The organism is Ralstonia flaminis (assembly GCF_958415495.1).
Taxonomy (GTDB): domain Bacteria; phylum Pseudomonadota; class Gammaproteobacteria; order Burkholderiales; family Burkholderiaceae; genus Ralstonia; species Ralstonia flaminis.
On the sequence record NZ_CATZLL010000006.1, the window covers coordinates 29,712 to 52,259 of the forward strand.

The window sequence follows — 22,548 nt, forward strand, 5'->3', positions numbered from 1 at the left end:
GACTAAGCCTCCGCCCACTCCCGCAACAGGTTGTGATACGTCCCCGTCAATGCAATGACGGACGTGTCCTCCTGCCCCAGCAGCCCCATCAGCCGCTGCAGTTCGTTATCCATCTGGAACAGCAGCGCGCGATGCGCGTCACTGCGCACCATGCTCTGCAGCCAGAAGAACGAGCACACCCGCGCGCCGCGCGTGACCGGTGTGACGCGGTGCAGGCTGCTGCTCGGGTAGAGCACCATGTCGCCCGCGGCGAGCTTGACGCGGTGCTCGCCGAAGGTGTCGTCGATGATGAGTTCACCGCCGTCGTAGTCTTCCGGCTCGGTCAGGAACAGCGTGCAGGAGAGGTCGCTGCGGATGCGGAAGTCGGTGCCACGCAGGTGGCGCACAGCGTTGTCGACGTGGTTGCCGAAGGTCTGGCCGCCCGCGTAACGGTTGAACAGCGGCGGGAACACCTTGAGCGGCAGCGCGGCCGAGAAGAACAGCGTGTTGGCAGCAAGCGCGTCCTGGATGAAGGTGCCGACTTCGCACGCGGCGGGCGAGCCTTCGGGCAACTGCATGTTGTGCTTCACCTGGCCCGACTGCGCGCCGGCGGTGACTTTGCCGTCAACCCATTCAGCGGCATCGATGATGGCGCGGCAGTGCGCCACCTGATCCTTGGTGAGCACGGCGGGAATCTTCAACAGCATGGCGATTCGGTTTCGAGAGCGCTGGCCAACGTGCGCAGGCGCGCATCGGGGTGGCCGGCAAGAAAGTCATGCGCCTTGGCGAGGAAGGCGGGTGTCGCGCTGCGCGGCACTGCGCGCATCCACGTACGGGCTTCGTCGGCCCGATCGGTGAGGGCGAAGAGCCGTGCTGCGTTGAACTGGCCACGGAAGTCGCCGCCCTCGGCGGCACGCAGATAGCAGTACAGGGCCATTCCCAGGTCGGCCTCGACTTCCCAGCCGTCTTCATAGAAGCCGCCGACCACGTTGATCGACTTGGCGTGCCCCTGTGCAGCGGCTGCCTGGAAGAGGCCGAAGGCTTGCGCACGGTCCTGCGGCACACCGCGCCCGAGCTGCAGACTGGTGGCGAAGTTGTACTGGCCCCAGTCGAGGCCGGCATCCGCCGCGCGGGCATACCAGTGCGCGGCGGTCTTGTCGCAGGCGGGTGCGCCCCAGCCGTGCTCATAACAGCGGCCGAGCATGTTGGCCGCCATGGCGTGGCCGGACAGCGCGGCGGTCTTGAACCAGAAGAGCGCCTGGGTGTGATTGCGTTCGACACCGTGGCCATCGAGCAGCCATTGGCCGAGGATGGCCTGTGCCTCCGTATGACCGCGACGGGCGGCGCCGGCAAGCCAGTCCGCCGCGCGATCGGCCGGGCCGGTCAGTACGGCGTGGATGGCATCCACCACCGCAGCATCGGCAGCGGTGGTTTGGGCAAGTGCTGTCATCAGTACCGGATACCCAGCGTCAGGATTGCGGCGCGCCCTGGTGCCAGCGATGCGTAGTGCGATGCGTACGCCTGGTTGTAGTACTTCTTGTCGAACAGGTTCTGCACGTTCAACTGCAGGTGCATGTGCTTGTCGATGCGGTACGAGGCCATCGCGTCAAAGCGCCAATAGGCCGGCACCCACTTCGGGTTGGCGGGGTTGGCGCTGCCCCAGACCTTCGACACGTAGTACGCACCGCCGCCCAGCGTGAACTTCGGCATCGGCTGGTAGGTGGTCCACAGGCTGAAGCTGCTCTTGGGCGTGTTGGGGAATTCGGTGCCATTGGTGGCGCCAAAAGCCGAGCCCGAACCACCGTTGTTGCGCAGCTCGCTCTTCAGGTATGTGTAGCCGCCAAACACCTGCCACTTGTTGGTGAGCGCGCCCGACCAGCCCAGCTCGAAGCCGTCCACGCGCTTGTTGCCGGCCATGGCGGCGGTGCCGTCTTGCAGCACGATGCGCGCGTTGGTGGTTTCGATGCGGAAGACCGCAGCGGTGAGCGCCAGCTTGTTGTCCAGCACGTTCCACTTGGTGCCGAGCTCGTAGGCGCGGTTCTTCTCGGGGGCGAGCACGTCGCCGCGATTGCCCGAGCGGTCCGGCGTGAGCGCGCTGCCATCGGCACCCTGGCCAGCCACGGAGCCCGACGGCGTGGACGACGTGCCATACGCCACGTAGATGCTGCCGTTCTGCGCGGGCTTGAAGACCAGGCCGAGCTGATAGTTCAGCAGGTTGTCGTCACGCGAGAAGCTGGAGCGCACACCTTGCGCATTGGCCGAGGTGGTGGCCGATGCCGAGTAGCGGTCGAAGCGCAGGCCACCGTTGATCTGCCAGCGCGGCGACAGCTCAATGGTGTCGAACACGTACGCCGATTGCGTGCGTACGGTGGTCTCGGCCGGGTTGTTGGCCAGCGTGATGTTGCCCGTCCACGGGTCGTTCGGGTTCGGGTTGAACAGGCTCGTGCAGTTGTAGCCGCCGGCCGCGCCGATCCCGTTCGGGCAGCGGTTGCTGCCGGTGGGAACGTTGTAGGTGTCGTTGCTGCTGTGCTCGCGCGAGAACTCCAGGCCCGCCGCGTAGCTGTGCTTGAAGCCGCCGGTCTCGAACTTGCCGGTCGCTTCCGTCTGGTTGGCGACGGTGTTGGCCACCGAGTAGCGCGTGTTGGCACGGCGCCAGACCATGCCGTAGTAGATGTTGCCCTGGCTGTCGTCGGGCTGTGTCCAGACGTAGTCCTGGCTGGTGCGCGCGATGCGTGTGGTGTTGCGCAGCTTCAGCGCGGTCGACACATCGTGCTCGAGCGAGAACGTGCCCATGTCGACGCGGTCACGGCGGAAGTCGCGGCCCAGGCCGTAGTAGGTGTTGCGGCCGACATCCACCGGCGAGCCATCGCCGGGCGCGAACAACTGCGGGCGGCCATCGGCGCGGCGATTGAACGTGCCGTTGTTGTAGGGGATGCCGGTGTCGGGCGTATCGTTCGATTGCAGGTGGTAGTACGACAGCGTGGCGCGCGTGGGCGTGCCCAGCCCGAAGGCGATGGACGGCGCGATGCCCCAGCGGCTGAAACTCGTCACGTCGCGGCCCGGCGTGCCGGCGTCGTGATACATCGCGTTCAGGCGGAAGGCCGCGTGTTCGCCGATCTGGTAGTTGCCGTCGGCCGTGGCGCGCTTGTACGCGGCATTGCCCACGGAGATCGTGCCCTCGGTGAAGTGCTCCAGCTTGGGCGTCTTCGATACGATGTTGATTGCCCCGCCCGCCGAGCCGCGCCCTTCATACGCACCCGACGGCCCCTTGATGACTTCCACCGAATCCACGTTGAACATCTCGCGCGATTGCGCGCCGATGTCGCGCAGCCCGTCGAGGAAGGTGCTGGCCTGCGCGTCATAACCGCGGATAAACGGGCGATCGCCCACGGGGTTGCCGCCTTCACCCGCGCCAAACGCAATGCCGGGCACCGTGCGCAGTGCTTCGGTGAGCGTGACGGAGCCGGTGTCCTGCAGCACTTCAGCGGGGATGACCGTGACGGACTTGGGCGTATCGACCAGCGGCGCGGTGAATTTGCCGCCCGAGGCCTCGTCGGTCTTGAAGCCACTGCTGCCGGTGACCGTGTGGGTCGGCAGGGTGGCCGTCACCGAATCCTTCTTGGTTTCCGCCACAGCCGGTGTGGCCGCCACGGCAAAGCTCATGGCCCCTGTCAGGTATCCCACCACCGAATGTTCGGCGCGCTTGCGTTCCGTCTGTGCTGCTTGCATGGCTTGGTGCCCGCTCCCCTGAAAAATCTTGTTACATGTTTGACGCAAATGAGAATTGTTATCGTTCGCATGTGAAGGAGTCAACGCAGAATCTGTTGATTTCCTTATCGGAGGAGGAAAACCTCCGATAAATCAACGTGTTATGTGCCACTGGCCGTGGGGTGCGGCAAAACGCTGCAGGTTTTGTGTTTGAAGACTTCCATTTATTCAAGCAGATGATTTATTATTATCGGGCAGGCTGTCCAACCGAATCTCTCTTGAAGGTGAGCATCGCGTGAGCACGGACCCCGAACTCCTCATCGAACAGCGCGGCCAGGCGCTGTGGTTGACCATTCAGCGCGAAGACCGCCGTAACGCGATCAACGGCGCGGTGCTCGAAGCACTGACGGCGGCGCTGGCCGATGCCAGTCGCAACACCGCTGTGCGCGCCGTGGTGCTGACCGGCGCCGGCACGCGGGCGTTCTGTGCCGGGGCCGATCTGCAGAGCGGCCAATCTTTCCGTTTCGACTACGCCCAACCGCACCAGGGCCTGGCTGATCTGTTCCGCCAGGCGCGCCGATGCACGGTGCCGCTGATCGCGCGAGTGAACGGCGCGTGCATGGCCGGCGGCATGGGCTTGCTGGCGATGTGCGACATGGCCGTGGCCAGCCGCAGCGCCGTGTTTGGGTTGCCCGAGGTGAAGGTTGGGCTGTTTCCCGCGCAAGTGCTGGCCGTGCTGCAGCATCAGTTACCGCGTCGCGTGCTCAACGAGATGTGCCTGACCGGCGAGCCGATGAGCGCAGACCGTGCGCTGGCCGCCGGGCTCGTCAACGAAGTGGCTGAGCCCGAAGCGCTCGATGCCGCCATCGATGCGCTGCTCGCGCGGCTGCTCGACAAATCGCCCTCGGCCATCCGGCGTGGGCTGTACACGCTCAAGCAGGTCGAGCATTTGAGCTTCGAGCAGGCAATGGCCTTTACGGAAAGCCAGATCGGTTTGTTCGCGTTGACCGAAGACGCGCAGGAGGGGCAGGCCGCCTTTCGCGAGAAGCGCGCCCCCAACTGGACGGGCCGCTGATATGCGCAAAGACACGATTTCCATTGGCGGCGCTAGCGGGTTCTGGGGCGACAGCGTGACCGGGCCGATACAGTTGGTGGCCTCGGGTCGTATCGACTTTCTCGTTTTCGATTACCTGGCCGAGCTGACCATGTCGCTGCTGGCCAGCGCGCGCATGAAGAACCCTGAACTGGGCTACGCCACCGACTTCGTCAGCGTGGCGATGCGTGCAGTGCTCAAGGATGCGCTGGCGCAGAACATCCGCATCATCGCCAACGCGGGCGGCGTGAACCCACGCGGTTGCGCTGCCGCGCTGCAGGCCTTGGCCGACGAACTGGGTGTGAGCGTACGCATTGCCGTGGTGGAAGGTGACGACGTCATGCCGCTGCTACCCGTGCTGCGTGATGAAGGTGTGCGTGAGCTGCAAAGCGCCCGCCCGCTGCCGGACAAGGTGGTCAGCGCCAATGCGTACCTGGGTGCGCTGCCGATCAAGGCGGCGCTTGATGCGGGCGCGCAAGTCGTGATCACCGGCCGATGCGTGGACAGCGCGGTCACGCTCGGCGCGTTGATGCACACCTTCGATTGGCGCGCGGATGACTACGACCGCCTCGCCGCCGGCAGCCTTGCCGGGCACATCCTCGAATGCGGTTGCCAGGGCGCGGGCGGCCTGCATACCGACTGGGAAGCCGTGCCGGACTGGGCGCACAGCGGCTACCCCATCGTCGAGTGTCGTGCCGATGGTGGCTTCATCGTCACCAAGCCGGAGGGCACAGGTGGATTGGTGACGCCCGCCACGGTGGGCGAACAGTTGCTCTATGAAATCGGCGATCCGGCACGCTATGTGTTGCCCGATGTCGTGTGCGATTTCACGCGGGTGACGATGACGCAGGCGGGTGAGCATCGCGTGGAAGTGCGCGGCGCACGCGGTCTCGCGCCCACACCGGACTACAAGGTGAGCGCCACATATGCCGACGGCTATCGCGCCACCGGACAACTCACCGTGGTTGGCGTCGATGCGGACCGCAAGGCGCACCGCACGGCGGAAGCGATTCTGGAACGCACGCGCGGGCTCTTCCGCAAGCTCGGCCTGCCGGACTACAGCGCCACGCACATCGAAACATTGGGCTCGGCGTATCTGTTCGGTCCGCATCAGCCGAGCGCGCCGCGCTTTGAATCGGTGATGTGGCTGGCGGTGGCGCATCCGAGCAAGCCGGCACTCGAACTGTTTGCGCGTGAGATTGCACCGGCCGGCACATCCTGGGCACCCGGCACGACGGGCGCGGGCGGGCGGCCGAGCGTCGTGCCCGCCGTCAAGCAATACGCTTTCCTGATCGACAAGGCGCGCGTGCAGCCCCGCGTGACCTTGCTGGGCGGAGAGAGCTTCGATGTGGCCGTGCCGACGGGCGGCGTGCCGTTGGAAGCCTCAACCGCTGCGAGTGTGACGGATGCGCTGCCGTCCGGTCCAACACGTGAAGCCCCACTCATCGAACTCGCCTACGCACGCAGCGGCGACAAGGGCGACACGTCCAACATCGGCGTCATCGCACGCCGGCCGGAAGACCTGCCGCTGCTGCGCGCACAGCTGACCGAAGATGCCGTCGCCGCCTACCTCGCGCATGTCGTGAAGGGCCGCGTGACGCGCTACGACCTGCCCGGTATCCATGCGCTCAACTTCGTCTGCGAGCAGGCGCTGGGCGGTGGTGGCATGGCTTCGCTGCGCAACGACCCGCTGGGCAAGGGCATGGCGCAGGTGCTGTTGACGATGCCGGTGCGCGTGCCGGTCAATCACCCATAACCGACGAGGCGACCATGGTTGCAGGCCTGCTGACGTCCGTGCGCTTCAATGCCGAGCACGACACCTTTCGCGAAACCGTGCGCCGCTTTGTCGACAAGGCGGTGCTGCCGCACATCGATGCCTGGGAAGAGGCGGAAACCTTCCCGCGTGCGCTGTATCGCGAAGCGGCCGATATTGGTCTGCTAGGCATCGGCTTTCCCGAGGAATACGGCGGTACGCCCGGCGATTTGTTTCTCGAGCTCGCGATGATTGAGGAGCTGACGCGCGCGGCCAGCGGTGGTCTGCTCGCGTCACTGTTCAGCCACACCATCGGGGCGCCGCCCATTGTGGCGGGCGGCTCTGCAGAATTGAAAGCGCGCGTGCTGCCGGACATTCTTTCGGGCGAGAAGATCAGTGCGCTGGCCATCACCGAGCCCTCGGGCGGGTCGGACGTCGCCAACCTCACCACGCGCGCGGTGCGTGATGGCGATCACTACATCGTCAACGGCAGCAAGATCTTCATCACCTCCGGCATGCGCGCCGACTACCTGACCGTGGCGGTGCGCACGGGCGGGTCAGGCGCGGGCGGCATCTCCGTGCTGCTGTTGGATGGCGACACGCCGGGCCTGTCGCGCACGCCGCTCAAGAAGATGGGCTGGTGGTGCTCTGACACGGCACAGCTGCATTTCGACAACTGCCGCGTGCCCGTGGGCAATCTGCTTGGCGTAGAGAACCGTGGCTTTGAGTTGGTGATGCGCAACTTCAACCACGAGCGCCTTGCGCTGGCCATGCAGGCCTACGGGCTGGCGCGCACATGCCTGGCGGAAGCGGTGGAATGGGCCAGCCAGCGCGAGACCTTCGGCAAGCGCCTCGTGCAGCATCAAGTGGCGCGGCAGAAGCTGGTGGCGATGGCCACGCGCATCGAAGCCACACGCGCGCTGCTCGAAGACCTGATGCGCCGCATGCAGGCGGGCGATTCACCGGTCGCACAACTGTGCATGCTGAAGAACTTCGCCACGCAGAGCCTGCAGTTCTGTGCGGACACGGCGGTGCAACTGCTCGGCGGCATGGGCTTCATGCGCGGCACCAAGTCGGAGCGCATTTATCGCGAAGTGAAGGTCTACATGATCGGCGGCGGCGCGGAGGAGGTCCTGAGCGATCTCGCCGCCCGTCAGCTCGGTTGGGTTTGAGGAGGCAGAACCATGTATCGCTCAGTCTTTCGACCGGGGCTGTTCCTCGGGCAGGTCGCTGTCGTGACCGGCGGCGGCAGCGGCATCGGCCGGTGTACCGCGCATGAGCTGGCATCGCTCGGCGCGGCGGTGGCGCTGGTGGGGCGCAGTGCGGAAAAGCTCGCTGCCGTGCGCACGGAGATTGTTGAAGCCGGCGGCACCGCGCACGCCTACGTCTGCAACATCCGCGACGAGGCTGCCGTGCAGGCGACGATCGCGCAGATCATTGGCGAGCACGGCCGCATCGATGCGCTGGTCAACAACGCGGGCGGGCAGTTCCCGTCACCGCTCAAGGATATCTCCGTCAAAGGGTGGGAGGCTGTCGTACAGACCAACCTGACCGGCGGTTTCCTGATGGCGCGCGAGTGCCTGAACCAGGCGATGCAGCAACTCGGTGGCGCCATCGTCAACATCGTCGCCGACATGTGGGGCGGCATGCCGAACATGGGGCACTCCGGTGCGGCGCGCGCGGGCATGATCAACTTGACGGAGACGGCCGCGTTCGAGTGGGCGCAGTACGGCGTACGCGTGAACGCGGTGGCGCCGGGTTACGTGGCGTCGTCGGGCATGGACGCGTATCCGCCGTGGATGGCCGAGACCATCCGCAGCATGCCGAGTACTGTGCCCGCCGGGCGCTTTGCCACCGAGGCGGAGGTGTCGTCGGCCATCGTCTACCTGTTGTCGGAAGCGGCGGCGTTCATCACGGGCACCACGCTGCGCGTGGACGGCGGACGCCCCAACGTGCGGCCCGGCTCGCCCATGCCGGCACCGCGTCATGGCGCCGTGCCCTTCAACGGCTTCCACCTGGCGGTGACGCCCAAGGTGCTGCAGGACAAAGCCCAGGAGGACAGCAATGCCGGTGCTTGAATCGCGCATCGTCCCGCAAAGCGACGCGTACCGGCAGAACCACGCCGCGCTCTCGGAACTCGTCGGCCAACTGCGCTCGCTGGAGAACCGCACGCGCGACAAGTCCGAAGCCTCGCGCGCGCGCTTCGAGCAGCGCGGGCAACTGCTGCCGCGTGACCGGCTCGGCCGTCTGCTCGATGCCGGTGCGCCGTTTCTGGAGCTGTCTTCGCTGGCTGGCTTCTGCCTGGACCACGCAGACCCGGTGCGCTCGATTCCCGGCGGCGGCTTCATCGCCGGCATCGGTTGGGTGAGCGGCGTGCGCGCGATGATCATCGTGGACGACGCGGGCATCGACGCCGGTGCCGTGCAGCCGATGGGCATCGAGAAGTTCCAGCGCGCGCAGGCCATCGCGCTGGAACAGAAGCTGCCGTTCATCCACCTGGTCGAGTCGGCCGGCGCCAACCTGCTGACCTATCGCGTGGAGACCTTCATCCACGGCGGCAGCGGCTTCTACTGGCTCGCAAGGCTGTCGGCGGCGGGCATTCCCGTGATCAGTGTGGTGCATGGGTCGAGCACGGCGGGTGGTGCCTACATGCCAGGTCTGTCGGACTACGTGGTGATGGTGCGGGATCGCGCGCGTGCTTTCCTCGCGGGCCCGCCGTTGCTGAAAGCGGCTACCGGCGAGGTCGCCACCGAAGAAGAGCTGGGCGGCGCAGAGATGCATGCCACGACCTCGGGCCTCGCTGAATATTTGGCCGAAGACGATGCCGATGCGCTGCGCATCGCACGCGAACTCGTGGCTGCGCTGGATTGGAACCGCGATGTGCCAGCAGTCGATCGGCCCTACGCGCCGCCGCGTTTCGATGCGGACGAACTGCTGGGCATTGCGCTCACCGATCACCGCAAGCCGCTCGACATGCGCGAGGTGATTGCGCGTATTGCCGATGGCTCGGATTTCCTTGAGTTCAAGCCAGACTATGGCCCGGCGACCCTTACGGGGCACGCCGCCGTCTGCGGCATGCACGTTGGCATCATCACGAACAACGGGCCACTGGACCCGGCGGGTGCCACGAAGGTCGTCCACTTCATACAGGCGTGCTGTCAGTCCGATACGCCGCTGCTGTATCTGCAAAACACCACCGGCTTCATCGTCGGCAAGCAGTCCGAGCAGGCGGGCATGATCAAGCACGGCTCGAAGATGATCCAGGCGATGGCCAACGCCACCGTGCCGCGCATCACCGTGCATTGCGGTGCCTCGTTCGGGGCGGGCAACTATGGCATGTCAGGGCGTGGCTTCTTCCCGGATTTCTGCTTCAGCTGGCCCAATGCCAAGACTGCCGTGATGGGCGCCGAGCAGGCAGCCGGCACGATGGCGACGGTCATGGCCGCAAGCATGCAGCGCAAGACGCAGACCGTCGACCACGAAGCCATCGAGGCCATGCGCGCCAAGGTGATCGACACCTTCGAGCGGCAATCCGGTGCGTTCACCGTGTCGGGCCGTCTACTGGATGACGGCGTGATCGACCCGCGCGACACGCGCAAGGTGCTGGCCAGCGTGCTGGCCGTCTGCGACGAGGCGCGCAGGCGCGCGCTGCACCCCATTCAGTTTGGCGTTGCACGACCGTAGCGCCATCCATCCGAATCGCAGTCACGAACACACGAACAGCCCAAGGCCACCGGAGCGAGACACCATGCACTTCACCCACGAACATCAGGAACTGCAGCGCAACCTCAAACGCTTCATCGACAGCGACATCAACCCGCACGTGGATGAATGGGAGGCGGCCGAGATGTTCCCCGCCAAGGCGCTCTTCAAGAAGATGGGCGAACTGGGCTTTCTCGGCATCGCCAAGCCGACGGAGTTCGGCGGCCTGGGCCTGGATTATTCGTATGCGATGGCGATGGCGGAGACGCTCGGCCACATCCACTGCGGAGGCGTGCCGATGGCGATTGGCGTGCAGACCGACATGGCGACACCCGCACTCGCGCGCTTCGGTTCGGACGAGTTGCGCGCACAGTTTCTCGCCCCCGCCATCAGCGGCGATGCGGTGGCGTGCGTGGGCGTATCGGAGCCGAGCGCCGGTTCCGACGTGGCTGGCATCAAGACCACCGCGCGCAAGGACGGCGACGACTACATCATCAACGGCAGCAAGATGTGGATCACCAACAGCCTGCAGGCCGACTGGATGTGCCTGTTGGCCAATACGTCGGATGATCCAGCCCACCGCAACAAGTCGCTCATCATCGTGCCGATGAACACGAAGGGCGTGTCGGTCGGCAAGAAGATCCGCAAGATCGGCATGAACTCGTCGGACACGGGCCTCATCTACTTTGACGACGTGCGTGTGCCGCAGCGCTACCGCATTGGCGAAGAGGGCAAGGGCTTCACGTACCAGATGCTGCAGTTTCAGGAAGAGCGCATGTGGGCCGCCGCCAGCAGCCTGGCAACGATGACGATGTGCATCGAGTCGACGGTTGAATACGCGCGCGAGCGCAAACTGTTCGGTGCCAACCTGCTCGACAACCAGTGGGTGCACTTCAAGCTGGCCGAACTCAAGACCGAGGTGGAGGCCCTGCGCGCGCTCACGTACCGCGCATGCGATCTCTACATCAACGGGCAGGATGTGACGGAGCTGGCCTCGATGGCCAAGCTCAAGGCCGGGCGTCTGGCGCGCATCGTGCCCGATGCCTGCCTGCAGTTCTGGGGGGGCATGGGCTTCACGTGGGACAACCCGGTCTCGCGCTACTACCGTGATGGGCGCCTGGGCTCCATCGGTGGCGGCGCGGACGAGGTGATGCTCGGCATCATCTGCAAATACATGAACACGCTGCCGGGCAAGAAGGGCTGAGCGATGGGCACGTCGCACGCTGCTTTTCGCACGGTCCTGATCGCCAACCGGGGCGAGATCGCGCTGCGCATCCAACGCACCGCGCAGCGCCTCGGTATGCGTACCGTTGCCGTGTATTCCGATGCCGACCGCGATGCGCCGCATTGCCGCGCGGCGGACCTTGCCTTGCCGATTGGCGCATCGCAACCGCAGGCGTCGTACCTGAACATCGCCGCATTGCTGGAGGCGGCGCGCATGTCCGGCGCCGAAGCGGTGCACCCCGGCTACGGTTTTCTCGCCGAAAGCGATGCCTTTGCTACGGCGTGCGCGGAAGCAGGCCTCGTCTTCATCGGTCCACCCGCGGATGCCATCCTTGCGATGGGCAACAAGGCTGGCGCCAAGCGCTTGATGGAAGCTGCTGGCGTGCCATGCGTGCCTGGCTACCAAGGCGAAGACCAGTCCGATGCGCGCATGTCCCAGGAGGCGGACCGCATCGGCTATCCGGTCATGATCAAGGCCGCTGCCGGCGGTGGCGGACGCGGCATGCGGCGTGTGGATCGGGCAGAAGATTTCGCCGCAGCATTGCAGTCTGCGCGCTCCGAAGCGGAGAACGCCTTTGCGTCCGGCGAGCTGATCCTCGAAAAGGCGATCGTCGAACCGCGGCATATCGAGATCCAAGTCTTTGCCGATGCGCATGGCAACGTCGTCTACCTGGGTGAGCGTGATTGCTCGGTGCAGCGCCGGCACCAGAAGGTGATTGAAGAGTCCCCGTCGCCTGCCGTGTCACCGGAACTGCGCGCACGCATGGGCGCCGTGTCCGTGGTGGCGGCACGTGCCATCGGTTACGTGGGTGCGGGCACGCTGGAATTTCTGCTCGCCCCGGATGGCGCGTTCTACTTCATGGAGATGAACACGCGCCTGCAGGTCGAGCACGCGGTGACGGAGGCGATCGTCGGTGTCGATCTGGTCGAGTGGCAGTTGCGCGTGGCGCTGGGCGAACCGTTGCCGCTCACGCAAGACGAGATTGATGTGCGCCGCACGCAGGGCGGCCACGCCATCGAGGTGCGCCTGTGTGCGGAAGACCCGCAGCAGAACTTCCTGCCGCAAAGCGGCACCGTCGCCCGCTGGCGTGCGCCACGTGAGGTGCGCACTGACCATGCGCTGACCGATGGTCTGGTGGTGTCGCCGTACTACGACTCGATGCTCGCCAAGATCGTTGCACACGGCACCGACCGCGCAGATGCATGTCGGCGGCTGGCGCGTGCGTTGGACGATTGCTTGCTGCTCGGCCTGCCGACCAACCGCGCGTTTCTGCGTCAGTGCGTGACGCATCCGGCGTTCCTCGCTGGCGACGTCTCCACCGCGTTCATCGACCGGCATTTTCCAGCGGCGATGCGTCAAGCGGCCGTACCCGATGCAGCGGTCTGCCAGGCGGCAGCCGTGCTGCTCACGCACTTGCGCAAAGACACCGCACGCCGTTATCCCGCTGAGCTGCAAGGTTGGGCCAGCAGCCGTACCTATCCCACGCTATGCCGCGTCACGCTCGACGGTGAAGCCATCGAAATGCGCGTGCGTGCGCTTGCCGCGCAACGCTGGGAGGTGAGTTGGGACGGTGGCATCGCGCAAGCGGAGATTGTGTCCCAAGCCGATGGCCGCATGACGCTTGCTCTGGGCGAGAGGCTGTATCCGCTCGAATACGCCATCACCGGAACCACGTGCCACTTCGTGATGGATGGCGTGGAGCACACCGCCATCGACACCACCTATGCCAAGGCCGAGCGCAACGGCGCGCAGGCCGGTAGCGGCCGCATCAGCGCACCGATGAATGGCCGCGTCGTCGCCGTCCACGTGGCTGAGGGCGAAGCCGTCTGCGCCGGCCAGGTGCTGCTGGTGGTCGAAGCCATGAAGATGGAGCACAGCATTGCCGCGCCGCTTGCCGGCGAGGTGAAGGGCCTGTTCACCCAGGTCGGCGCGCAGGTGGCGCCGGGCGGGTTGCTGATGGAGATTGCCGCGGCCTGAGGGCTGCATCGTCGTTGTTGTCATCCATCGTTTCGTCGTGCAGTTCATGCGGTCCACAGGAGACGTCCCATGTCCGAAGCCACGCCAGACACCACGCTTGAAGCCAATCTGTTGAACCGGGTGGCGCTGGGCGATACGTTGCATCGCAGTGCTCGCAAGTTCGGCGCGAAGGTCGCGCTGGTGGACGGCCCGCGCCGCATGACCCATGCCGAGCTCAATGCGGACAGCAATCGCTACGCCCATCACCTGCTGGCCAGCGGTCTCAAGCCCGGTGACAAGGTCGCCATGCTTTGCGGCAACTCGGCGCAGTTCCTGGTGGCGGCCTACGGCATCCTCAAGGCGGGGCTGGTGTGGGTGCCCATCAACGCGATGCTTGGGCCGGACGATGTGCGCTACATCCTTGAGCATGCCGAGGCGCGGCACGTGGTGATCGATGCCGCGCTGTACCCGGTGCTGCGTCAAACGCTGGCAGCGCTAGGGCTACCCGCACACCAGTGCTTTGGCGAACCGGTTGCCGGCGGCCCGCAAACTGTCGAGCAGGCGCTGCAAGGCCACGCCGACACGCTGCCCGCCGTGGTGATCGACGACCGCGATCTTGCGCTCATTATGTACACCAGCGGCACCACAGGCCGGCCCAAGGGAGCGATGCACTCGCACCGCTCCGTGCACGCGGCGCTGATGTCCAACATCGCTGGCCTGAACCTGAACGAGAAAGACGTGTTCTCGTGCATCCTGCCGATGTTCCATTGCGCGCAGTTCTCGACGGCGGCGTCGGCGATGACGGTGGGCGCCACGCTCGTCATCCAGCGTGGCTTTGATCCGACTGCGCTGCTCGACGCGATTGCCAACGAACGCATCACACAGCTGTTCGGCCTGCCGCTCATGTACGCCGCGTTGCTGCACCATCCGCTGCGCGCGCAGCGCGATCTCTCCAGCCTGCGCCTGTGTCTGTACGCGATGGCGCCGATGGCCAAGCCGTTGCTTGAACGCCTGATTGCCGAGGTGTGCCCGAACTTTGCACTCGGCTCCGGGCAGACGGAAATTTTCCCGATGACGATGTACTTCGCGCCCGACCAGCAACTGCGGCGCACCGGCAACTACTGGGGCCAGCCCTGCATGGTCAACGAGGCGGCAGTGATGGACGACCAGGGCAATCTGCTCGGCCCCGGCCAGCTGGGCGAGATCGTGCACCGCGGCCCCAACGTTATGCTCGGCTACTACAAGGACCCGCAGGCCACCGTCAACGCACGCCGCTTCGGCTGGCACCACACGGGCGACCTGGGCATGTGGGACGCCGACGGCCAGCTCCAGTTCAAGGACCGCATCAAGGACATGATCAAGACCGGCGGCGAGAACGTGCCGTCGCTCAAGGTGGAAGAGGTGCTGCTGCGACATCCGGCTGTCGCCAATGCAGCAGTGGTTGGACTGCCGCACGCGCATTGGATCGAGGCCGTGGCGGCTTTCGTCTGCCTCAAGCCCGAGGCACAGGCCGATGCGGCGGCGTTGCAGGCGCACTGCCGCGAGCATCTTGGTGCATTTGAGGTTCCCAAGCACATCGCCGTGGTCGACAAGCTGCCCATGACAGCCACCGGCAAGATCCAGAAGCACGTGCTGCGCAGCGCCAATCAGATGCTGTTCGAGAGCGATGCCCGTTAACGGCGACTAAGAGCCGCTAACAAAACCCTCCTGGCGTCGTTACGCCTCCTTGCCGTACTTCTTGTACTGTCTGCGTCGGCGCGCCTAGCCAGGACCGCTACGCTGGGTTTTGTTAGCGGCTCTAAGCCGCCGGCTCGGGCGGCGTGCGCAGGATGAAGCGCACCGCCTGATCCGCCAGTGCATCGATGCTGATGCCCGCGCCGGCCTGGTACCACTGCGCCGTCCAGTTGAGCGCGCCGAACATCAGCAGGCGGTCCACCGGCGTTGGTTGCGCCCATTCACCGGACGCATGCAGGCGGTCAATGACGCGGTTCCAGATGCCCTCATAGCGATCCTTGAGCGCGATGATGCGTTCCTGCGCCTGCGCATCGAGCGAACGCCACTCATACAGCATCACCGGGATGAAGTCCTGGTTGGGCGCCAGGATGGTGTAGAGGTGCGCGCGCACCAACTGGCGCATGGCCTCGCGCGGCGCCAGGCCATCGATATCGATGGCCTCGATGTCGGCCAGTGCCACCGTCAGGCCGTGCTCGATCACGGCCTGCAGGATGTCCTGCTTGCTCTTGAAGTGGTAGAACCAGCTACCCGCATGCACGCCTGTTGCGGCGGCAATGTCGCGCACCGTGGTGTTGCCATAGCCCTTCTCGCGGAACAGCCTGGCCGATTGCTCGATCAGTGCGCGGCGCAGGCCTTCGTTGGCATCCTGTGCAGGGCGGCCGCGCTTGCGGCGCGGTGCATCGGTTTGCGTGGTGGATTCGGGCGGGGTGGGTGTGGCGGGTTTTGGCATGCCCTGGCGAAGAGAAGAGGCTTCGCTGCATTGTAGCGGCCGACCGGTCAGTCAGGCACCGCGCGGCGCGTCAATCGCGGTTGAGGATGCGGCCGTCTTCAACCGTGGCAGCGCCTGCCTTGACCAGGGCAGCAATGGCCGCGTCCAGCAACACCGTCATCGATTGGTTGGCGAAGAAGCGCGCCTGCAAGCGCGGCATCAGGCTGGTCTGCGTGAACCAGGCGAGCAGCGCATCGTGCGTCAGTGCTTGCTGCTCCAGCAGCTTGAATTTCACCAGCACACGAATGGCGTGCAAAGCGTTGCGCTCGGGGTCCGCACGCAGATACGCAAGCCGCCCAAGTGACACCTCAATGGCGGCGCTGACGTCGGTGAACGGTCGGCCATGTCCCGGAATCACCACGCGCGCATCGAGCTGTGCGATGCGTTCGAGGATGGCCTGCTGTTCCGCAAAGCCACTCTCACCCTCCAGCTCGGGAAAGATGATGCCGAAACCGCGTTCCCACAGCGCATCGGCCGAGAGCAGCACGCGCGACTCCGGGCTGTAGAGGATGACGGCGTTGGGATCATGTCCCGGCGCGCTGATGACCTGCCAGTCGAAGCCGCCCAGGTGCACGGTCATGCCGTCGGCCAGGCCCGCATCGGCATCGCTGTCGGGCAGCGTGAAGCGGGCGCACTCCTGGCCGGTGGGGCCATAGCTGAGGGCGTCGGTGTCCCAGCGGCGCACATCGTCGACCTGTGCGGCGGGTACGCGGGTGTGGCAGCTGTAGTGCGCTTGCAGCGCCGCGTTGCCGCCGCAGTGATCGGAGTGCAGGTGCGTGTTCAGCAGACGGCGCAGCGGCTTGCCTTGCAGCGCGTGCTGGACCAGCGCCACGGTCTGCGGCGCATGCGTTAGATAGCCGGAGTCGACCAGTGCACAGCCGCCGTGCGCGTCGTCATCGAAGAAGAGGATGTTGTTGGACGACAGCCAGCCGCGCTCGAACACGCGCATCGAATTGGGGAGAGTGATGATGTCATGTTCGGCCATGTTGGTGTGGAGTCAGGCGCGGGGTATGTCGTTGAGCCAAGCGCAGGCGCGTTCGGGCAGCGTCTGCCAGACGGCGAGTCGCGCAGCATCGCTCATGGTCGACCAAGCGGCAATCTCGTCGATCGTGCGCATGCAGCCAAGGCAAAGCCCGCGTGCGTCATCCATCTTGCACACGCTGATGCACGGCGAGGTGACCGGCTGCGCGCGTTCAGCCTGCGCGCGGCTGTTGCGCAGCTTCGCGCTTGAGAGCTTCAGTTGCGCGCGGGTGCAGCTGTCCATGGACGTTCGATCAATCACGCTGGGCGATGTCGGCCACCGGCGCGCCGGTCATCGCTTCCAGCTCTGCGGGCGTGAGGTTGAACACCGCGTGCGGATGGCCGGCGGCAGCCCACACGCTGGCGTACTGGAACAGGTCCTGGTCGAGCAGCATCACGGGTTTGACCGCATGGCCGACCGGGCACACGCCACCAATCGCATAACCCGTTTTCTCGCGCACGAACTTGGCGTCGGCCTTGGCCAGTGCCCCCACGTGCGCGGAAACCTTTGCCTCGTCGACACGATTGGTGCCGCTGGCAATCACCAGCACCGGCACGTCGTCTTTGGCGCGGCGGAAGATGATCGACTTGGCAATCTCCGCCACTGAGCAGCCCAGGCCGGCAGCGGCTTCGGCGGAGGTCTTGCCGGTGGCGGGCAGCATCACGATGGCTTTTTCGTAGCCGAGCGTGCGCAGGTGGTCGGCCACGCGCTGGGCAGATTCGGGCAGGGGGGCGTTGGTGTCGGTCGCAGTCATCGTCGTTGTGCGTGGTGATGGGTCAGATGCAGGCCTGGGCGATCTGGTCTTGCAGCTTGAGCAGCAGCGCGCGGCCGGCGCGCGAGGCGGTCGGGCGGCCGATGGCTTGCGAGATGAAGTCGCCCGCCAGCACCACCTTGTCGAGGTCGATGCCGGTGCGGATGCCCAGCCCGTGCAGCATATACAGCACGTCTTCGGTCGCCACGTTGCCGGTCGCGCCCTTGGCGTATGGGCAGCCACCCAGCCCCGCCACCGACGCGTGGAAGATGTGGATGCCGACTTCCAGGCTGGCGAGGATGTTCGCCAGCGCTTGGCCGTACGTATCGTGGAAATGCCCCGAGAGGCGATCGATCGGGAAGGTCGCCGCTGCGGCTTCCATCACGGCCTTCACGCGGCCCGCGGTGCCCACGCCGATGGTGTCGGCAATGTCGATCTCATCGCAGCCCAGATCGGCCATGCGCTTGATCACATCCACCACCGACGACACCGGCACCTCGCCTTGGTACGGGCACCCCAGGGAGCACGAGATCGATCCGCGCACGCGAATGCCCGCGTTCTTGGCCGCCTTGGCCACGGGCTCGAAGCGCTCGATTGATTCCGCGATCGAGCAGTTGATGTTCTTCTGCGCAAACGCCTCGCTGGCGGCGCTGAAGATCACGACCTCGTCTGCCCCCGCCGCCGCCGCGCCTTCAAAGCCCTTCATGTTGGGCGTAAGCACCGAATACAGCGTGCCTGGCCGGCGCTGGATGCGCGCCATCACCTCGGCGCCGTCGGCCATGGCCGGCACCCACTTGGGCGACACGAACGATGCAGCTTCCACGTTGACGAAGCCAGCGTCGGACAGGCGGTTCACCAGTTCGACCTTGGTGTCGGTGGAGACGGGGGCCTTCTCGTTCTGAAGACCGTCGCGCGGGCCGACTTCGACCACCTTCACGAATTGCGGGAATGTCATGTCAGTAACCTCGTTGCAGGTCGACGATGCCGACGATGGGCTCGCCGGCTTCCAGCGCGCGGATCTTGCGCGCGATCTGGGCAATGCTGACCTCGCGCAGCGTCAACGCCGAAATGTGCGGCGTGATGTGGATGCGTGGTTCGGTCCAGAAAGGGTGATCGGCGGGCAGTGGTTCTTTGCGGAACACGTCGAGCGCGGCGCCGGCAATGTGCCCGCTGCGCACGGCGGCCAGCAAATCCTCTTCCACCACATGCTTGCCACGCGCCACGTTGACGAGGAACGCGCCCGGCGCGAGCTGGTTGAGCAGCTTGGCGTCGATCACGTTCTCGGTATCGGCGGTGAGCGGCAGCACGTTCACCAGCACACGGGTGCCGGACAGGAATTCCGGCAGTGCATCGGCACCGGCGCGGCAATCGATGCCGTCGATGGTCTTGGCCGAACGGCTCCACCCGCGCACCGGAAAACCGAAGCCCGCCAGCGTCTTGGCGATATGCGTACCGAGCACGCCAAGCCCCAGCACGCTGACAACGAATTCATCACGATTGAACGGCTTGAGAAAGCGCCACATCTTGGCGTGCTGCTGGCGCTCGTATTCGTCCAACCGGCGGAAGAAGCGCAGCACGGCGTGCGTGACGTACTCGCCCATCTGCGCGGCCATGCCGGCGTCGTCCAGGCGCACGATCGGCAGGCCTTCGGGAATGGCATCGGGCGATTGTGCGCGCAAGCCGAGGATGGCATCGACGCCCGCGCCCAGGTTGAACACCGCACGCAAATCCTGGCGCCCGCGCAGCATGTCGGCGGGCGGCTGCCAGACCACGGCGTAATCAGCGTCCTGCGCCGCGCCTTGTTCCCACACCGACAGTCGTGCGTCCGGCAGCGCCTGCGCAAAACCATCGAGCCAGGGTTGGGGCTTGCCGTCGGGCGTGTAGATCTGGATGTGCATGTGGGGCAACTTCGAGATGCGTGGTTGACGCACGGTTGACGTATACGTCAAGCAGTGTAGCAGGGCCCGCCGTGGCGTGTGGCGGCCCGCTTTGGCGTCACTCTGCGGGCTTGAACGCCAGCAGTTGCACGCCTTCCGTTACCTGATCGCCCACGGCATACAGCACGGATTCGACCACGCCATCCGCCGGGGCGGTGAGCGTGTGTTCCATCTTCATCGCCTCCATGACGACCAGCGGCGCGCCCTTGGTGACGCTCTGGCCCGGTGTGGCAAGCACGGCGATCACCTTGCCGGGCATCGGCGCGGTCAGCTTGCCGCCTTCGTCATCGGCCTCGCCTGCGTGGGCGAGCGGGTCGTGGCGCTCCAGCGTCCAGTGCGCGCCGCCGGTGAACACGTGGAACGTGTCGCCATCGGTATGCACTTGGCCGGTGGCCTTGTGCGAGCCTAGTGCGACGGTGAAGGTCTCGGCGTGGCGATGCGTGGTGAAGGGGGCCTCAGCGCCGTTGGTCTTCAGGCGCGAGCCGTCGCGGCCATAGATGAGCGTGGCGTCGATGGCCTGCTCGCCGTGCGTGAAACGCAGCGTGCGCTCGGCTGCGCCGTTCAGGCGCCAGCCGCTGCCGCGTGCCCACGGCGAATGCGGGTCGCGCGTGTCGGTGCGCAGGCTGCGCGCCTCGCGTGCCAGCAGCGCGGCCACGGCCAGGGCGATGGCGTCTTGCGGCACGTCGGGTGCAGCGGGGAATAGCGTGTCGTGATTGCGCGCGATCAGGCCGGTATCGAGATCAGCGGTCGCAAACGGCTTCGATGCCACCAGCCTGCGCAGGAACGCCACGTTGGACGACAGCCCGACGAGGTGGAAGCTGCCCAGCGCCTGCAGCATGCGCGCGAGCGCTTCTTCACGGTCGCGGCCCCAGACGATCAGCTTGGCGATCATCGGGTCGTAGTAGGGGCTGATGGCGTCGCCCTCGCGCACACCGGCGTCGATACGCACAGCGGCCGGTTCGCCATTGGCTTGCGCGCCGACGGTGAACTCCACTGCCGCAGGCGTGCGCAGCACCTTCAGCGTGCCGATGGAGGGCAGGAAATCGCGGTCGGGGTTTTCTGCGTAGATACGCGCTTCCAGCGCATGGCCGTGGATGCGCAGTTCGTCCTGCGCGCGCGGCAGCGGCTCGCCGGAGGCCACGCGCAATTGCCATTCGACGAGGTCTTCGCCCGTGATCATCTCGGTGACGGGGTGCTCGACCTGCAGGCGCGTGTTCATCTCCATGAAGTAGAACGTGCCGTCTTCATCGACGATGAACTCGACCGTGCCGGCGCCCACGTAGCCCACCGCGCGCGCGGCGGCCACAGCGGCCTCACCCATTGCGCGGCGGCGGTCCAGCGTCATGCCGGGGGCGGGGGCTTCCTCCAGCACCTTCTGGTGGCGGCGCTGCACCGAGCAGTCGCGCTCGAACAAGTAGACGGCATCGCCAAAGCTGTCGGCGAAGACCTGGATTTCAATGTGGCGCGGGCGCGTGAGGTACTTCTCGATCAGCACGCGGTCATCGCCAAAGCTGCTGGAGGCTTCGCGCTTGACGGACGCCAGCGAGGCTTCGAATGCATCGCCCGATTCCACCACGCGCATGCCCTTGCCGCCGCCGCCCGCGCTGGCCTTGATGAGTACGGGGTAGCCGATGCGATCAGCCTGCGTGCGCAGGAAGGCGGCGTCTTGATTGTCACCGTGGTAACCGGGCACGAGCGGCACGCCGGCCTTTTCCATCAGCGCCTTGGCCGCGCTCTTGCTGCCCATCGCTTCGATGGCTGAGGCCGGCGGGCCGACGAAGATGATGCCGGCGTCCGCGCAGGCTTTGGCGAAGGCTTCGTTTTCCGACAAGAAGCCGTAGCCGGGGTGGACGGCTTGGGCGCCCGTGGCGCGTGCAGCTTCGAGGATGCGGTCGGCGCGCAGGTAGCTGTCGCGGGCCGCGGGTTCGCCAATGTGGATGGCTTCGTCACAGGCGGCGACGTGGCGGGCGTTGGCGTCGGCATCCGAATAGACGGCGACCGTGCGGATGCCCAGCTTGCGGCAGGTGGCGGCGACTCGGCAGGCGATTTCGCCTCGGTTGGCGATGAGGAGCTTACTGATCATTGGTATTTGTCTCCGGTGTTCTGCATCTTTTGCACTTGTGGTGCATCCCTTGTTTCATCCCCTGCCGGGGCTGACCTACTTTTCTTTGTCTTGCCAAAGAAAAGTAGGCAAAAGAAAGGCGCGCCCGAGATGGCGACACCCTCCTTGAATTTTCGTAACCGGGCGGAGACGGGAAAAACTCGCTTCGCTCAAACAGTTTCCCGTCTTTTTTCCGCCCGCTTACGAAAATTCAAGGCGCCATCAAGGGCAGGGTACGGCCAAACCGGCCGGGCGCTGCCCGTGGCGCTGTGTTCTTGCTCCTGCGGAGCGCAAAGCCCCGAGGTTGAGGTTCAGAACTCCAAAATTGGGGTGCAGAACCTCGACGTCGGAGTTTCGGAACCCCACAGTCGAAGTTCGGAACCTCAGCGTCGAAGCTCGGAACCGCTCAGTCGGCGTTCAGAACCTCAACGCTGGGGTTCCGGAACGTCAAAGTCGGTGTTCAGAACTCCAACGTTCGAGTTCGGCACCTCGAAGCAGGAGTTCCAGAACCTCTGCGTCGAAGTCCAGAACTTCAATACCGCTACAAAGAGCGTGGCGCGCGAATCGATTTACTCCAACGCCAACGCCAGTGCCACAACGGCGTGGCCGTTCCTGCCCTAGGTGGCGCCTTGAATTTCTGTTGCAGGGAGGAAAAAGAGGGGAGGCTGTTTGAGCGAAGCGAGTTTGCCTCTCCCCCCTCCCTGCGACATAAATTCAAGGAGTGCTTCGCCATCTCGGGCGCGCCTTTCTTTTGCTTACTTTTTTTGGCAAGACAAAGAAAGTGAGTCGGCCCCGGCAGGGGGCGAAAGGGAGGCAGAC

Annotated in this window: 19 protein-coding genes; 9 read left to right on the forward strand and 10 right to left on the reverse strand. The window is 65.5% G+C overall.

Annotated features, from left to right (window positions below; all coding sequences use genetic code 11):
- Positions 1-2 precede the first annotated feature (2 nt).
- From R2N11_RS10745 to R2N11_RS10755, 3 genes are read right to left on the reverse strand one after another with little or no spacing between them, the layout of a single operon-like run.
- A complete protein-coding gene (locus R2N11_RS10745) occupies positions 3-686 on the reverse strand; it encodes a Fe2+-dependent dioxygenase (RefSeq protein WP_316681088.1) in 684 nt (227 codons plus the stop codon).
- The gene (locus tag R2N11_RS10750; RefSeq protein WP_316681089.1) at positions 677-1,429 is read right to left on the reverse strand and encodes a tetratricopeptide repeat protein; all 753 of its coding nucleotides are present in this window, start codon (positions 1,427-1,429) and stop codon (positions 677-679) included. The genes R2N11_RS10745 and R2N11_RS10750 overlap by 10 nt, the downstream gene beginning before the upstream one ends.
- A complete protein-coding gene (locus R2N11_RS10755) occupies positions 1,429-3,708 on the reverse strand; it encodes a TonB-dependent receptor (RefSeq protein ID WP_316681090.1) in 2,280 nt (759 codons plus the stop codon). The genes R2N11_RS10750 and R2N11_RS10755 overlap by 1 nt, the downstream gene beginning before the upstream one ends.
- A 274-nt stretch (positions 3,709-3,982) precedes the next feature.
- Between R2N11_RS10755 and R2N11_RS10760 the strand changes: the two genes are divergently transcribed.
- The 8 genes from R2N11_RS10760 to R2N11_RS10795 all read left to right on the forward strand — a co-directional run bounded on the left by R2N11_RS10760 (position 3,983) and on the right by R2N11_RS10795 (position 15,093).
- Complete coding sequence (locus tag R2N11_RS10760) at positions 3,983-4,762, forward strand: enoyl-CoA hydratase/isomerase family protein (RefSeq protein ID WP_199029640.1); 780 nt, start codon at positions 3,983-3,985, stop codon at positions 4,760-4,762.
- A 1-nt stretch (position 4,763) separates the two neighbouring features.
- Positions 4,764-6,536 carry an acyclic terpene utilization AtuA family protein gene (locus R2N11_RS10765; protein ID WP_316681091.1) on the forward strand — a complete coding sequence of 591 codons (1,773 nt, stop codon included), beginning with the start codon at positions 4,764-4,766 and terminating at the stop codon, positions 6,534-6,536.
- A 14-nt stretch (positions 6,537-6,550) separates the two neighbouring features.
- Positions 6,551-7,705: an acyl-CoA dehydrogenase family protein gene (locus R2N11_RS10770; protein ID WP_316681092.1), complete on the forward strand. Its 1,155-nt coding sequence runs from the start codon at positions 6,551-6,553 to the stop codon at positions 7,703-7,705.
- A 12-nt stretch (positions 7,706-7,717) separates the two neighbouring features.
- A complete protein-coding gene (locus tag R2N11_RS10775; RefSeq protein ID WP_199029634.1) occupies positions 7,718-8,611 on the forward strand; it encodes an SDR family oxidoreductase in 894 nt (297 codons plus the stop codon).
- On the forward strand, positions 8,598-10,217 hold the full coding sequence (locus tag R2N11_RS10780) for an acyl-CoA carboxylase subunit beta (RefSeq protein WP_199029632.1): 1,620 nt from the start codon (positions 8,598-8,600) through the stop codon (positions 10,215-10,217). Before R2N11_RS10775 ends, R2N11_RS10780 begins: the two co-directional genes overlap by 14 nt.
- A gap of 64 nt (positions 10,218-10,281) precedes the next feature.
- On the forward strand, positions 10,282-11,439 hold the full coding sequence (locus R2N11_RS10785) for an acyl-CoA dehydrogenase family protein (protein ID WP_316681093.1): 1,158 nt from the start codon (positions 10,282-10,284) through the stop codon (positions 11,437-11,439).
- Between the two features lie 3 nt (positions 11,440-11,442).
- On the forward strand, positions 11,443-13,437 hold the full coding sequence (locus R2N11_RS10790; RefSeq protein WP_316681094.1) for an acetyl/propionyl/methylcrotonyl-CoA carboxylase subunit alpha: 1,995 nt from the start codon (positions 11,443-11,445) through the stop codon (positions 13,435-13,437).
- A gap of 69 nt (positions 13,438-13,506) precedes the next feature.
- Positions 13,507-15,093 (forward strand): AMP-binding protein, encoded by a 1,587-nt coding sequence (locus R2N11_RS10795; protein ID WP_316681095.1) that lies wholly within the window; start codon positions 13,507-13,509, stop codon positions 15,091-15,093.
- A gap of 121 nt (positions 15,094-15,214) precedes the next feature.
- Here R2N11_RS10795 and R2N11_RS10800 read toward each other — a convergent pair whose 3' ends face one another.
- The 7 genes from R2N11_RS10800 to R2N11_RS10830 all read right to left on the reverse strand — a co-directional run bounded on the left by R2N11_RS10800 (position 15,215) and on the right by R2N11_RS10830 (position 21,711).
- Complete coding sequence (locus R2N11_RS10800; protein ID WP_199029624.1) at positions 15,215-15,880, reverse strand: TetR/AcrR family transcriptional regulator; 666 nt, start codon at positions 15,878-15,880, stop codon at positions 15,215-15,217.
- A 70-nt stretch (positions 15,881-15,950) separates the two neighbouring features.
- The gene (locus R2N11_RS10805; RefSeq protein ID WP_316681096.1) at positions 15,951-16,904 is read right to left on the reverse strand and encodes an MBL fold metallo-hydrolase; all 954 of its coding nucleotides are present in this window, start codon (positions 16,902-16,904) and stop codon (positions 15,951-15,953) included.
- 12 nt (positions 16,905-16,916) lie between these two features.
- Complete coding sequence (locus R2N11_RS10810; RefSeq protein WP_199029620.1) at positions 16,917-17,183, reverse strand: DUF1289 domain-containing protein; 267 nt, start codon at positions 17,181-17,183, stop codon at positions 16,917-16,919.
- Positions 17,184-17,193: 10 nt separating this feature from the next.
- The gene (locus R2N11_RS10815) at positions 17,194-17,694 is read right to left on the reverse strand and encodes a YbaK/EbsC family protein (RefSeq protein ID WP_039599414.1); all 501 of its coding nucleotides are present in this window, start codon (positions 17,692-17,694) and stop codon (positions 17,194-17,196) included.
- A 22-nt stretch (positions 17,695-17,716) separates the two neighbouring features.
- Positions 17,717-18,646, reverse strand: coding sequence for a hydroxymethylglutaryl-CoA lyase (locus R2N11_RS10820; RefSeq protein ID WP_316681097.1), 930 nt, complete (start codon positions 18,644-18,646; stop codon positions 17,717-17,719).
- 1 nt (position 18,647) lies between these two features.
- Entirely contained in the window at positions 18,648-19,589 is a 942-nt protein-coding gene (locus R2N11_RS10825; protein ID WP_316681098.1) for a 2-hydroxyacid dehydrogenase, read from the reverse strand.
- Positions 19,590-19,686: 97 nt separating this feature from the next.
- Positions 19,687-21,711, reverse strand: a complete 2,025-nt coding sequence (locus tag R2N11_RS10830) for an acetyl/propionyl/methylcrotonyl-CoA carboxylase subunit alpha (protein WP_316681099.1) — start codon at positions 21,709-21,711, stop codon at positions 19,687-19,689.
- A 474-nt stretch (positions 21,712-22,185) separates the two neighbouring features.
- Here R2N11_RS10830 and R2N11_RS10835 point away from each other — a divergent pair, with 474 nt between their 5' ends.
- Positions 22,186-22,350 carry a hypothetical protein gene (locus R2N11_RS10835; protein WP_316681100.1) on the forward strand — a complete coding sequence of 55 codons (165 nt, stop codon included), beginning with the start codon at positions 22,186-22,188 and terminating at the stop codon, positions 22,348-22,350.
- Positions 22,351-22,548: the final 198 nt, after the last annotated feature.

What these genes read in the sequence shown, in the direction of transcription:
- R2N11_RS10780 (WP_199029632.1), top strand. Translation starts at nt 8,598, where the DNA reads ATGCCGGTGCTTGAATCGCGCATCGTCCCGCAAAGCGACGCGTACCGG.
- R2N11_RS10790 (WP_316681094.1), top strand. Translation starts at nt 11,443, where the DNA reads ATGGGCACGTCGCACGCTGCTTTTCGCACGGTCCTGATCGCCAACCGG.
- R2N11_RS10745 (WP_316681088.1), bottom strand. Translation starts at nt 686, where the DNA reads ATGCTGTTGAAGATTCCCGCCGTGCTCACCAAGGATCAGGTGGCGCAC.
- R2N11_RS10750 (WP_316681089.1), bottom strand. Translation starts at nt 1,429, where the DNA reads ATGACAGCACTTGCCCAAACCACCGCTGCCGATGCTGCGGTGGTGGAT.
- R2N11_RS10765 (WP_316681091.1), top strand. Translation starts at nt 4,764, where the DNA reads ATGCGCAAAGACACGATTTCCATTGGCGGCGCTAGCGGGTTCTGGGGC.
- R2N11_RS10795 (WP_316681095.1), top strand. Translation starts at nt 13,507, where the DNA reads ATGTCCGAAGCCACGCCAGACACCACGCTTGAAGCCAATCTGTTGAAC.
- R2N11_RS10810 (WP_199029620.1), bottom strand. Translation starts at nt 17,183, where the DNA reads ATGGACAGCTGCACCCGCGCGCAACTGAAGCTCTCAAGCGCGAAGCTG.
- R2N11_RS10770 (WP_316681092.1), top strand. Translation starts at nt 6,551, where the DNA reads ATGGTTGCAGGCCTGCTGACGTCCGTGCGCTTCAATGCCGAGCACGAC.
- R2N11_RS10800 (WP_199029624.1), bottom strand. Translation starts at nt 15,880, where the DNA reads ATGCCAAAACCCGCCACACCCACCCCGCCCGAATCCACCACGCAAACC.
- R2N11_RS10755 (WP_316681090.1), bottom strand. Translation starts at nt 3,708, where the DNA reads ATGCAAGCAGCACAGACGGAACGCAAGCGCGCCGAACATTCGGTGGTG.
- R2N11_RS10820 (WP_316681097.1), bottom strand. Translation starts at nt 18,646, where the DNA reads ATGACATTCCCGCAATTCGTGAAGGTGGTCGAAGTCGGCCCGCGCGAC.
- R2N11_RS10815 (WP_039599414.1), bottom strand. Translation starts at nt 17,694, where the DNA reads ATGACTGCGACCGACACCAACGCCCCCCTGCCCGAATCTGCCCAGCGC.
- R2N11_RS10825 (WP_316681098.1), bottom strand. Translation starts at nt 19,589, where the DNA reads ATGCACATCCAGATCTACACGCCCGACGGCAAGCCCCAACCCTGGCTC.
- R2N11_RS10830 (WP_316681099.1), bottom strand. Translation starts at nt 21,711, where the DNA reads ATGATCAGTAAGCTCCTCATCGCCAACCGAGGCGAAATCGCCTGCCGA.
- R2N11_RS10805 (WP_316681096.1), bottom strand. Translation starts at nt 16,904, where the DNA reads ATGGCCGAACATGACATCATCACTCTCCCCAATTCGATGCGCGTGTTC.
- R2N11_RS10785 (WP_316681093.1), top strand. Translation starts at nt 10,282, where the DNA reads ATGCACTTCACCCACGAACATCAGGAACTGCAGCGCAACCTCAAACGC.
- R2N11_RS10775 (WP_199029634.1), top strand. Translation starts at nt 7,718, where the DNA reads ATGTATCGCTCAGTCTTTCGACCGGGGCTGTTCCTCGGGCAGGTCGCT.